This window comes from Cryobacterium sp. TMS1-20-1 (genome assembly GCF_004402355.1).
Lineage (GTDB): Bacteria > Actinomycetota > Actinomycetes > Actinomycetales > Microbacteriaceae > Cryobacterium > Cryobacterium levicorallinum.
On record NZ_SOGF01000054.1, the window covers coordinates 199,317 to 210,908 of the forward strand.

Here is an 11,592-nt window from a genome sequence, read left to right on the forward strand (position 1 = left end):
GACTAGGCCTCCTTCGTCTCGACGGTCTCGGCTGCAGCGTCGTCCGTGGACTCGTCTGCGGCCTTGGCCTTCTTGGTTTTCTTGTCGGCCTTCTCAGCCTTGGCCGGAGCCGGGACTGCGACCGGGGTCGCACGAATGCCCAGCTCGCGCTCACGGAGAACCGTGTAGATGCGAGCGATATCGCGCTTGACCGCGCGGAGGCGGCCGTGGCTCTCGAGCTGACCGGTGGCCGACTGGAAGCGCAGGTTGAACAGCTCTTCCTTGGCCTTCTTCAGCTCTTCGAACAGCTTCTCATTGTCAAAAGTGTCGAGCTCGACTGGGGCGAGCTCCTTGGTTCCGATCGCCATTATGCGTCGCCCTCCTCGCGCTTGATGATGCGTGCCTTGAGGGGCAGCTTGTGAATTGCACGGGTAAGTGCCTCTTTCGCAACGGCGTCGGTGACACCACTGAGCTCGAAGAGAACGCGACCCGGCTTGACGTTGGCAACCCACCACTCGACCGAACCCTTACCGGAACCCATGCGGGTTTCGGCCGGCTTCTTGGTCAGCGGGCGGTCGGGGTAGATGTTGATCCACACCTTTCCGCCACGCTTGATGTGACGCGTCATGGCGATACGAGCGGACTCGATCTGACGGTTGGTCACGTACGCGGGGGTCAGCGCCTGGATGCCATAGTCACCGAAGGAGACCGTGGTGCCACCAGTAGCGTGGCCGGTACGACCCGGGTGGTGCTGCTTGCGGTGCTTGACTCTACGTGGAATCAACATTATTTAGCCTCAACTCCTGCTGCGACCGGTGCCGCTGCCGGAGCATCTGCACGAGGTGCACGGCGCGGTCGATCGTCACGACGCTCGGGGCGGGACGACTTAGCGTTGGCCTGCTCGCGAGCGAGTTCCTTGTTGGTGATGTCGCCCTTGTAGATCCAGACCTTCACGCCGATGCGGCCGAAGGTGGTCTTGGCTTCGTAGAAGCCGTAGTCGATGTTCGCGCGAAGCGTGTGCAGGGGCACCCGGCCTTCGCGGTAGAACTCGCTGCGGCTCATCTCGGCGCCACCCAGACGACCGGACACCTGGATGCGAACACCCTTGGCGCCGGCGCGCTGTGCGCCCTGCAGGCCCTTACGCATCGCGCGGCGGAAAGCCACACGTGCGGAGAGCTGCTCGGCGATACCCTGCGCGACCAGCTGGGCATCCTGTTCGGGGTTCTTGACCTCGAGGATGTTCAGCTGAATCTGCTTGGCGGTGAGCTTCTCCAGGTCAGAGCGGATGCGCTCGGCCTCCGCGCCGCGGCGACCAATCACAATGCCCGGACGGGCGGTGTGAATGTCAACGCGAACGCGGTCACGAGTGCGCTCGATCTCGATGCGGCTGACGCCGGCACGGTCGAGGCTGGTGCTCAGCAGGCGACGAATCTTGACGTCTTCTGCGACAAAGTCAGCGTAACGCTGACCCGGCTTGGTCGAGTCAGAGAACCAACGCGATACGTGATCGGTGGTGATTCCCAGACGGAAGCCATAGGGGTTTACTTTCTGACCCATTACTTCGTACCCTCCTCAGGAGTGGTGAGCACAACCGTGATGTGGCTGGTGCGCTTCTTGATTTCGAATGCGCGACCCTGGGCACGAGCCTGGAAACGCTTGAGGGTCGTACCCTCGTCAACGAATGCCCGGCTGATGAACAGGTCCTGCTCGTCCAGATACGTGTTGGCTGCATCTGCCTTCACCCGGGCGTTGGCGATGGCCGAGGCCACCAGCTTGTACACCGGATCGGATGCGCCCTGGGGCGCAAACTTCAGAATTCCCAGCGCTTCATGCGCCTGCTTGCCGCGGATCATGTCAACGACGCGACGAGCCTTCTGGGGGGTAACGCGGATGTGACGCACGCGTGCGATCGACTCCACCATTTCTTCTCCTCCTTCACGTCCCCGCGCTAGCGGCGACGGCCCTTCTTGTCGTCCTTCACGTGTCCACGGAAGGTGCGGGTGGGCGCAAACTCGCCGAGCTTGTGGCCGACCATGCTCTCGGTGACGAACACCGGGATGTGCTTGCGTCCGTCGTGCACTGCGATGGTGTGTCCGAGCATGTCGGGGATGATCATCGAGCGGCGCGACCAGGTCTTGATTACGTTCTTGCTCTTGGCTTCGTTCGCCGCGAACACCTTGCGAAGCAGGTGGTCGTCAACGAAAGGGCCTTTCTTAAGACTTCTTGGCATCGTCTACTCCTACTTACGCTTCTTGCCGACGGTGCGGCGACGAACAATGAGCTTGTCGCTTTCCTTATTCGGGTGGCGGGTGCGCCCTTCCTTCTGGCCCCAGGGGCTGACGGGGTGACGTCCACCGGACGTCTTACCCTCACCACCACCGTGCGGGTGATCGACCGGGTTCATGGCAACACCACGAACGGTCGGGCGAACGCCTTTCCAGCGCATACGTCCGGCCTTGCCCCAGTTGATGTTCGACTGCTCGGCGTTACCGACCTCGCCGATCGTCGCGCGGCAGCGAGCATCCACGTTGCGGATTTCACCAGACGGCAGACGAAGCTGGGCGTAGACGCCCTCCTTCGCGACCAGACGAACGGATGCTCCGGCGGAGCGGGCCATCTTGGCGCCGCCACCCGGACGCAGCTCGATCGCGTGAATGATGGTACCGGTGGGGATGTTCTTCAACGGCAGGTTGTTGCCGGGCTTGATGTCAGCCCCGGCTCCCGACTCGATGATGTCGCCCTGGCTGAGCTTGTTCGGCGCGATGATGTAACGCTTCGTGCCGTCGATGAAGTGCAGGAGCGCGATGCGCGCCGTGCGGTTCGGGTCATATTCAATTTCAGCGACGCGGGCGTTGACGCCGTCCTTGTCGTTGCGCTTGAAGTCGATCACGCGGTACTGGCGCTTGTGGCCACCACCGATGTGACGGGTCGTGATGCGGCCCTGGTTGTTACGTCCACCGGTCTTGGAGAGGGGACGCAGAAGCGACTTCTCCGGGGTGGAACGCGTGATTTCCGCGAAGTCGGCAACGGATGAACCGCGTCGACCCGGGGTCGTGGGCTTGTACTTACGAATAGCCATTAGTTATCCCTCTGCCTGTCGCTTAGCCGACGGCCGTGAAGATGTCGATGGAGCCAGACTTGAGCGTGACAATGGCACGCTTGGTGTCCTTGCGCTTGCCCATGCCGAACTTGGTGCGGCGAGTCTTGCCCACGCGGTTCAGGGTGTTGATCGAAGCGACCTGCACCTTGAAGATCTTTTCGATCGCGAGCTTGATCTCCGTCTTGTTCGAGCGGGGGTCAACGATGAAGGTGTACTTACCCTCGTCAATCAGGCCGTAGCTCTTCTCAGAGACAACCGGAGAGATGATGATGTCGCGGGGGTCCTTGTTGGTCGCGATAGTCATTATGCGGCCACCTCTTCCTTCTTGGTCTTGCTCTCCACAAACGCGTTGAACGCGGCGGTGGTGAAGACAATGTCGTCGCTGACGAGCACGTCGTAGGCGTTGAGCTGGTCCCACGAGAGGATGTGCACCGTCGGGATGTTGCGAATGCTGCGCAACGTGATCTCGTCGGTACGCTCAAGAACAACCAGCACGTGCTTGCTCGTGGCGATCTGCGAGAGCAGCTCCAGGGCAATCTTCGTGTTGGGGGTCTCAGCCGTGAACAGTGCCTCGACGATGTGCAGGCGGCCACCGCGGGCGCGGTCGCTCAGTGCACCCTTGAGGGCTGCGGCAATCATCTTTTTCGGGGTGCGCTGGTCGTAGCTGCGCGGGGTCGGTCCGTGGACGATTCCACCACCGGTCATCTGAGGAGCGCGGATCGAGCCCTGACGAGCGCGACCGGTTCCTTTCTGCTTGAACGGCTTGCGGCCGGCACCGGAAACTTCTCCACGGCGCTTGACCTTGCTCGTTCCCTGGCGTGCGGCAGCGAGCTGCGCAACAACGACCTGGTGAATGAGAGGAATGTTGGCGGGAACGTCGAAGAGCTCGTCGGGAAGCTCGGCAGAGCCTGCCTTCTTGCCCTTGGCGTCAATGATGTCGAGTGCTGTAGCCATAAGGACTACGCTCCCTTCACTGCGTTGCGAACGAATACGAGGCGGCCACGAGCACCGGGAACGGCACCCTTGACGAGCATGAGGCCCTTATCGGCGTCAATAGCGTGCACCTTGAGGTTCAGCACGGTTACGCGCTCGCCACCCATACGACCAGCCATGCGCATGCCCTTGAAGACACGGCTCGGGGTCGAAGAAGCACCGATGGAACCGGGCTTGCGGTGGTTACGGTGCGAACCGTGTGAGGAGGAAACACCCTTGAAGTTGTGACGCTTCATAACACCGGCGAAGCCCTTACCCTTGCTGGTGCCCATGACGTCAACCTTGGTGCCGGCAGCGAAAACACCGTCAACGGTGAGCTCCTGGCCGAGGTTGTAGTCAGCGGCATCCGCGGTGCGGAGCTCGGTGATGTGGCGACGCGGCGTGACGCCGGCCTTGTCGAAGTGACCGGCAAGGGGCTTGTTGACCTTGCGCGGGTCGATGGGGCCAGCGGCGATCTGAACGCCGTTGTAGCCGTCGACGGCCTTGGTGCGAACCTGCGTGACAACGTTCGGCGCGATTTCGATGACGGTAACGGGAACAAGCTTATTGTTCTCGTCCCACACCTGGGTCATGCCGAGCTTCTTGCCAAGGAGACCCTTGGTGGTTTTGGTATCTGCGTAAGACATCGCGGGCCCTAGAGCTTGATCTCGATGTTGACGTCGGCCGGAAGGTCGAGGCGCATGAGCGAGTCAACAGCCTTCGGGGTCGGGTCGATAATGTCGATCAGACGCTTGTGGGTGCGCATTTCAAAGTGCTCCCGGCTGTCCTTGTACTTGTGAGGAGAACGGATGACACACACCACGTTCTTCTCGGTCGGAAGCGGCACCGGGCCGACGACTGTAGCGCCCGCACGGGTCACTGTGTCGACGATCTTGCGCGCCGAAATGTCGATGACCTCGTGGTCATACGACTTAAGTCGAATGCGGATCTTCTGTCCCGCCATGTCGAACTCTCTCTCTGTCGAGGCGTCTTACAGACAACGGCACTGTTTGCCGAGGTTGCATTGGACGCCGTAGTAGCACTGCTGCTGAAAGCACCACTGTTCAAATGTCAATTTGATTCACGTACGAATAAACGACGCTCATCATCAACGCCGACTCCCAGAGCAGAACCTGGGGGACGACACGGTTTTACCCACGCCGACCAGATCGTTGATTTATGCTGCGCTCTGCTCCCTGCGGCCTAGCCTGCGATCGTTGCTCTTGCGACAAGTGTTCTTCGTAGAGGGTGACGCGACTATGCACTGCCTGGCAGTGATTCCGGCGACGCGTAGCGCACGCCAAAAGTGTTGAACTAGAAGAGTCTGCCACACAGTTGCCACTTCGTGCAACCCGGGCGTGTCGCACACGTCTCGTCGGATCGTTCTTGTCGGGCGATTCTCAGGCGTAGGCCCGCGGCCGGCCCAGGTCCTGCACTCTGCTGGTCTGCTGGTCTGCTGGTCTGCTGGTCTGCTGGTCTGCTGGTCTGCTGGTCTGCGCGGGGCTAGCCCTGAATGCCGGCGACGACGCGCGGACTCTGGTCCGCGCAGCTCTTGGCGGCGGACTCGGTCAGCACTCGCTCGGCCATGATTTGACGCGACTGGTCGGAGAGGCCCGATGTCGGGTATTCGGCCAGCACCGTGGTGATGATTTCGGGGATCGACAGGGCAGCGTACTCTTCGAGACTGTTGCAGACCAACACGCTGTAGACGCTGACCGTGCTCGCCACGATGTCGTCGAGGATCTGCTGTTCCGTCTTCGCAATCGGCGAAGGAATGGGCGTCGGCGCAAGCGTCGGGGTAAGGATCGCGCTCGGGGCCGGCGCGGACGCTTCCGGCCCAACGGCCGATTGGGCAGCGGGGGCGGACCCGACCAGTCGCGGCACGATCACCACGGCGAGGATGCCGACCACCAAGATCGCGATCGCCATCAGGATGCGCATTTCAAGTTTCGATATCTGCATGAGCAGACCATAACCGGATCCTCGCAATCCTGCCCCGGGGTCGACCCGTTAAACGGCACCTTCGGGGTGGGCGACGGCCCGAAACGTGCGCCAGAGAATCTGGATATCCGCGGTCATCGACCAGTTCTCGACGTAATACAGATCAAGTCGGATGCTGTCTTCCCAGCTGAGATTGGATCGCCCACTCACCTGCCAGAGCCCGCTCATACCCGGCTTCATGATCAGACGTCGGTGCGCGGCGTCGTCGTACAGGGCGACTTCGGCAGCGCGCTGCGGGCGAGGCCCCACAAGGCTCATGTCGCCGATCAGCACGTTGAACAGCTGCGGCAGTTCGTCGAGCGAGAACTTACGAATGAACAGGCCGACAGAGGTGATGCGCGGGTCATTGGTGACCTTGAACAGCGGAGTGTCAGACGTGCCCTGGGCGTCGAGCAGGCTCTCAAGTTGGTCGTCAGCGTCTTGAACCATGGAGCGAAACTTCAACATGCCAAAGGCTTCACCGGTGCGACCGACTCGTACCTGGCGGTAGATGATATCGCCGGGGCTCGATCGCTTCACTGCTATTGCCACGCCGATGAGCACCGGAGAACTCAGCAGAATGAGCAGCGACGAAGCAACGATGTCAAAACTACGCTTGGTCCAGCGCCGCGCTCCTTCAAAAGCCGGGTAGCTCACGTGGATAAGAGGAAGGCCGGCTACGGGCCGTGCGTGGATTCGCGGGCCGGCTACGTCGGTGAGTGCTGGCGCCACGATGAGCTCGATATCACGTGCGTCGAGCTCCCACCCCACTCGGCGCATCACTTCGGGGTTGATCTCGTCGGCGCCGGTGAGAATTACCGTGTCGGCCTGCGATTCGTCGACGACTCTGATGAGTTCGTCATAGCCACCAAGAATCGGAATTCCCTGGATGGGCCGCCTGGAATGGCCATCAAGCTGGCTGAGCGCTCCAACCAACAGCAGTCCCGACCCCTGAGCGCGCATGATGGTCTTGGCAACGTGCGTGGCTTTCAATCGCTCGCCCATAAGCAGCGCCCGCGACAAATAGCCCCCGGCCTTCTGCTGCTTGCGCAGCCACTGGCGCCAACTCCACCGAGAAAGAACCAACACAATCAGGCCGATAGGAAGCGCGGTCAGAAAATACCCTCGGGCAACTTCGAGCTTGAACAAGTAAGCGACGATGGCGAATGACCCGAATAGACGAACGGTCGCGTCGGCCACTCTCTTGTACTCGAGAGTGCCGCTGCCGATAACCTTATGGTCGCGCGTTGCAAAGACGTCGAGCATCACCATCCACGAAACGACGAGAACAACCGAAACCGCAAGGTAACTCGCGCGAAGATCAAGACCGCCCTCGGCGACCAATTCAACCGGTGCAAAACCAAACCACAACAGTTGGGATCCATACACCACGCACGATACTACGAGAGCATCGGTGGCAAATAGTCGCACCGCAAACGCGCGTTGCCACGACTTGCGTCGTGTAGTGCCTATGGTGCGCCTATCGGTCACTGCCACGCGTTGTTCCCCCTGGGGTTTCAGACCGTCGCTTCTGTAAAATCTCGAACCCGACGACGTTAGTTCTATCTTTTCACATAGAACGGGCAGGTTCGTGGTCGACCCGCTCATAGACTACCCCCCGTTTATGGCGCATCGATCACCACTTCCGTCGACATTCGCCGACTTCACCGAAACGCTCGTCTAGTGTTGACCTGTGATTTCCAGAGACTCCGCGCGCGCTACGCGCGCCCATGCGCACCGACAAACCACGCGATCAACGACGAAGCGTCGAGTGTGGATAGGAGCAGGGGTTGCCGTTGTTCTCATTTTGGGCGCCGGCACCTGGGTCGCAACGCGTGCGCTCGTGGTGAAAAGCGAACTCGAGAGCGCCCAAGGTTTGGTCGAACAAATGCAGGCTGAGGCTTCGGACTTCAATCTTGATGCCCTGGCGAAGTCAAGCGACGAGTTGCTTGTGCACTCTGCCAGCGCAGTCACCCACGCTCAGGACCCGATTTGGCGCGCAGCTGAGGTCATCCCCTATCTCGGTGACAACTTAGCGGCCGTGCGTGTTGTCGCTGAAAGCATTGACGCCATTGCGCAGGATGTTGCTGCGCCCGCAGTGGACGTCGTGACAGGTTTCGATCTCGCTAAACGCGACCCAGAGACCGGCGGGTTCGACCTGAGCCCACTTACTGAAGTCGAGAAAATCGTTGCCGCGGCCAAACCGATAATCACAACGTCCCGCGCGAAACTCGACGGAGTCAACCACGCGAAGACATTCGGCCCCGTGACCGCAGCCGTGGTCCAGCTACAAGGCATGCTCTCCAAGGCGAGCGGTCCATTAGATTCCGCTGGTGAAGTACTGAAAGTTGCAAGTGCTGCACTGGGTAGGGACTCGCCCCGCAATTACCTCCTTGCTTTCCAAAACAACGCCGAGAGTACTGCTCTCGGCGGCAGTGCTGCCTCGTACACAATGATGTCTATCGATGGTGGCGCGATTGCAATTGTTGACCAAAAGGGAAGTGGAGACTTCACTGCAGGCACGCCTGTAACCGTTCCAATAGATCAAAGCGCCCTCGACCTATACAGCGCGTATTTGGTGACCCACGTGAATACATCGACAAGTCGACCTGATTTTCCCACCGCCGCCCAAATCATGAGCACATTTTGGCAACGCGACCAAGGCGCCAGCGTTGATGGGGTCATCTCCGTCGACCCTCTCGCGCTGTCGTATATCCTCCGAGCCACAGGGCCTATCCCTCTCGCATCGGGCGATATTCTGTCGAGCGAAAACGCAGTCTCATTGCTTGTAAACGAAATTTATTTTCGCACCGATAGCTACGCGGAACCAGAAGTCGCCGACACTTTTTTCCAGGAGGCTGCATCTGCGGTGCTCAATAAGGTCACTAGCGGAGACTTTGATTTAAAAGAAATGTTTGCAGCGATCACACAAAGCGTCAACCAGGGAAGCATCATGATGTGGAGCAGTGATCCCTCGGAACAAGCCCTTCTTGACGGAACTCGCATACAGGGCGTTCTTCCCACGTCCAACGATGCGCAAACCGTCATCGGTGCCTATTACCGAGACACGTCAGCGTCAAAGATTGACTACTACCTCCAAACAGCTACCCACACCACGAGCGACGTGTGTTCCTCGCCCGAAAACCCCACCTTCACGACGACCGTGACCCTACATTCCAATCTGACGGTCGAGCAAGCGAAAGCGCTGCCCGACTATGTAAATAGCTTCAATTTTGGAGCCGACATGTTCAGCACGCAGGTCTTTGTCTATGGCCCCGTGGGAGCAACGCTGACCGAAGCTAGCGTTGACTCCGAGGGCGTCGACACGATGCAGAATGCTGGAGCGACAGACCTCGGACGCCCCGTCGCTTCGTTCACTGCCTATCTGGCGCCGGGTGAAACGAGCGCAGTCACAGCAACGTTTACTGGCGCTCCCGGAGCTTTCGGGCCATTGGAAGTGCGAGGCACGCCGATGATCAACACCACAGCCAGAACTTTGGACCCGGCGACTTGCTGAGGCAGAAAGGCACACCTCCCCTTCGGTTCTCGCCCGCAGAGGCGCCCTCACGGATTTGTTCCAGCAGTTGACGCGACTACCTAGTACTACAGTCGCGTTTGTGGGGTGTGACCGCGGGCTTTGTAATGGCATTGCTGGGCGCGGTGTTGGTGTTTTCGTCGCCAGAGGGAGCAGCGAATCACGTGGCGAGGATCTGGTTTCTGGTGCCAGGCGATCCGGGCGATGAGGTGCCTAATTTCGGGCAGTGAGAGCCTTACCAGCTGGTCGGAGTCTGGATGTGGGCCCCCTTTTAGAGCGAATGACGCTGAGAAAAGCGTGGGCGAACATGGAGAGGGTGATGTGTCGGTACCAGCCGGTGTATTGCCGTACTTGGTAGTGGTCGAGTCCGGTTTCGCCTTTGGAAGTTTGGAAGGTTTCTTCGATGGCCCAGCGCGCTCCGGCGACACGGGCCATCTCGATCAGGGTGACGTTCTCGGGTGTGTGGCAGATGAAGTACGCCAGGTCAGTGGGGTCTTTCAGGGAGCGGCGGGCCAGCAGCCAATGTTCCCCTGTCTCGGCGGGGCCGTTGATGCGGATCCTGGCCCACGAGTAAAGGCGTTCACCCTTGGTCCCGGTGCCGGCAGTCCGAGTGCGCCAGGCTCGCCCGTCCAGTGCGGCGAAGAGTCGATCGGCCCGCCCTTCGACGCCCAATGAACCCGGGCTTGGGGTGATGGCTCGCTGGTTCATGGGCACGGCCATCACGTAGTGCATGCCGCGGGCCTCCAGCCGGCGGCGCAGCTCGGTGTGTTGGCCGTAGACGGCATCCCCGGTGGTCCATTCGGCCTCGATGCCGGCGTCCAGGGCGCGCTCGATCATCTCGGCGGCCAGCACGGGCTTGGTGGCCATCACCCGGTCCTCGGGGATTCCCGCTCGCTCGCGCCGCCCGGCATCATCGATCCACGCTTTGGGCAGGTACAGCTCCCGGTCCAGGAATGTCCGCCCGGCCGGGGACTCGTAGGTGAGGAACACTCCAATCTGGCAATTTTCCACCCGCCCGGCGGTGCCCGAATACTGGCGTGCCACCCCGGCCGACGCCGTCCCCTTTTTCAGGAAACCGGTCTCGTCAATCGCAAAAATCCCCTTGGGGTCGCCCAAGTGCTTTTTCACGTAGCCGAACAAGGCATCGCGCACGGCATCCGCGTCCCAATCCGTGGTCGAGAGCAGCCGCTGCATCCCATCAGGGGTGCCGTGGCCAGCCCGTTCAGACAAGGTCCAGGAGTTCTTCCGCTCCTCGTCCGAGAGCAGGCCACGAATGTAACTGACCGCGTTGTTCCGCGGTTCCGAGCGCGCAAACTTGTCCCCGATCAACCCGCGGATCTCCTCGAGGCCTTGCGCCCATCCCTGTATCTCTGCCACCCAAATATCATCGCTTACCCGTCATGATTAACAGGATTCGGCGCAAAAGTCCGATTAGACCGCCGATACAGCCAAAAATAAACGCGACTGTAGTACTAGGGCGTGTCTCCTAACCCAGCGGGTTGGTTGTGAGAGCATTTAGATGTGTGTCTCGCACCGTTTTCCTTACTGATTCGCAGTGGTCGTTGATCGAGCAGTTGATGCCGTCTGCTGCGGCGAAGGGTGGCCGCCCCTTTCAGGAGCATCGCCGCGTGGTGGAGGGGATCATCTACCGGTATCGAACCGGGATTCCTTGGCGGGATTTGCCGGAGAGTTTTGGTCCGTGGCAGACGGTATGGAAGCGGCACCACCGGTTCAGCGGCGACGGCACCTGGGACAAGATCCTCACAGAGTTGCTGTCCCAGGCTGATGCCGCCGGGCTAATCGAGTGGGAAGTGTCGGTGAACTCGACCGTGAACCGGGCGCAGTGAGCTGCTGCGGATATCTCGGACAGTGGGCCCTCTTAAAATGGGGCGTTACTGAAAGTAGAGATCAGCATGAGAGCCTGTCAAATCTTTTGTGTAAGTGTTGGGAATTGGTTAGAGGTGGGGGTTGATTCGGTCGGGGTAAATCATCACGAGCTGGCTGAGGGCTTGCTTCCAATTCGTGG

General features: G+C 60.3%; 14 protein-coding genes and 1 pseudogene. 2 read left to right on the plus strand and 13 right to left on the minus strand.

Translation table 11 applies throughout. The annotated features are described in order from the left end of the window. Nucleotides 1–2: 2 nt before the first annotated feature. The 12 genes from rpmC to E3O45_RS13525 all read right to left on the minus strand — a co-directional run bounded on the left by rpmC (nt 3) and on the right by E3O45_RS13525 (nt 7,528). Nucleotides 3–347 (minus strand): 50S ribosomal protein L29, encoded by a 345-nt coding sequence (rpmC, locus tag E3O45_RS18285; protein WP_134443832.1) that lies wholly within the window; start codon nt 345–347, stop codon nt 3–5. After that, nucleotides 347–766 (minus strand): 50S ribosomal protein L16, encoded by a 420-nt coding sequence (rplP, locus tag E3O45_RS13475; protein WP_092451151.1) that lies wholly within the window; start codon nt 764–766, stop codon nt 347–349. Before rplP ends, rpmC begins: the two co-directional genes overlap by 1 nt. Then, nucleotides 766–1,536, minus strand: coding sequence for a 30S ribosomal protein S3 (gene rpsC / locus E3O45_RS13480; protein WP_092107240.1), 771 nt, complete (start codon nt 1,534–1,536; stop codon nt 766–768). The genes rplP and rpsC overlap by 1 nt, the downstream gene beginning before the upstream one ends. Next, nucleotides 1,536–1,901 carry a 50S ribosomal protein L22 gene (gene rplV / locus E3O45_RS13485; RefSeq protein ID WP_092339439.1) on the minus strand — a complete coding sequence of 122 codons (366 nt, stop codon included), beginning with the start codon at nt 1,899–1,901 and terminating at the stop codon, nt 1,536–1,538. Before rplV ends, rpsC begins: the two co-directional genes overlap by 1 nt. 26 nt (nt 1,902–1,927) lie before the next feature. Continuing rightward, on the minus strand, nt 1,928–2,209 hold the full coding sequence (gene rpsS, locus E3O45_RS13490; RefSeq protein ID WP_092107237.1) for a 30S ribosomal protein S19: 282 nt from the start codon (nt 2,207–2,209) through the stop codon (nt 1,928–1,930). 9 nt (nt 2,210–2,218) lie between these two features. Next, the gene (rplB, locus tag E3O45_RS13495; RefSeq protein ID WP_092451153.1) at nt 2,219–3,058 is read right to left on the minus strand and encodes a 50S ribosomal protein L2; all 840 of its coding nucleotides are present in this window, start codon (nt 3,056–3,058) and stop codon (nt 2,219–2,221) included. Between the two features lie 22 nt (nt 3,059–3,080). Beyond that, the gene (gene rplW, locus E3O45_RS13500; RefSeq protein ID WP_092107233.1) at nt 3,081–3,383 is read right to left on the minus strand and encodes a 50S ribosomal protein L23; all 303 of its coding nucleotides are present in this window, start codon (nt 3,381–3,383) and stop codon (nt 3,081–3,083) included. Then, on the minus strand, nt 3,383–4,033 hold the full coding sequence (gene rplD, locus E3O45_RS13505; protein WP_092451155.1) for a 50S ribosomal protein L4: 651 nt from the start codon (nt 4,031–4,033) through the stop codon (nt 3,383–3,385). Before rplD ends, rplW begins: the two co-directional genes overlap by 1 nt. 5 nt (nt 4,034–4,038) lie before the next feature. Next, a complete protein-coding gene (gene rplC, locus E3O45_RS13510) occupies nt 4,039–4,698 on the minus strand; it encodes a 50S ribosomal protein L3 (protein ID WP_092451157.1) in 660 nt (219 codons plus the stop codon). An 8-nt stretch (nt 4,699–4,706) separates the two neighbouring features. Continuing rightward, a complete protein-coding gene (gene rpsJ / locus E3O45_RS13515) occupies nt 4,707–5,015 on the minus strand; it encodes a 30S ribosomal protein S10 (protein WP_035834607.1) in 309 nt (102 codons plus the stop codon). A gap of 539 nt (nt 5,016–5,554) precedes the next feature. Next, on the minus strand, nt 5,555–6,013 hold the full coding sequence (locus E3O45_RS13520; protein WP_134443833.1) for a hypothetical protein: 459 nt from the start codon (nt 6,011–6,013) through the stop codon (nt 5,555–5,557). Nucleotides 6,014–6,061: 48 nt separating this feature from the next. Further along, a complete protein-coding gene (locus E3O45_RS13525; protein ID WP_370450374.1) occupies nt 6,062–7,528 on the minus strand; it encodes a sugar transferase in 1,467 nt (488 codons plus the stop codon). 274 nt (nt 7,529–7,802) lie between these two features. On the opposite strand from E3O45_RS13525, the gene E3O45_RS13530 reads away from it, so the two are divergent. Beyond that, a complete protein-coding gene (locus E3O45_RS13530) occupies nt 7,803–9,548 on the plus strand; it encodes a DUF4012 domain-containing protein (RefSeq protein ID WP_134443835.1) in 1,746 nt (581 codons plus the stop codon). A 231-nt stretch (nt 9,549–9,779) separates the two neighbouring features. Here E3O45_RS13530 and E3O45_RS13535 read toward each other — a convergent pair whose 3' ends face one another. Beyond that, the gene (locus E3O45_RS13535; protein WP_370450375.1) at nt 9,780–10,943 is read right to left on the minus strand and encodes an IS701 family transposase; all 1,164 of its coding nucleotides are present in this window, start codon (nt 10,941–10,943) and stop codon (nt 9,780–9,782) included. A gap of 146 nt (nt 10,944–11,089) precedes the next feature. Between E3O45_RS13535 and E3O45_RS13540 the strand changes: the two are divergent. After that, nucleotides 11,090–11,407 (plus strand): annotated as a pseudogene (locus E3O45_RS13540) (transposase); the annotation flags it as partial. Between the last annotated feature and the right edge of the window lie 185 nt (nt 11,408–11,592).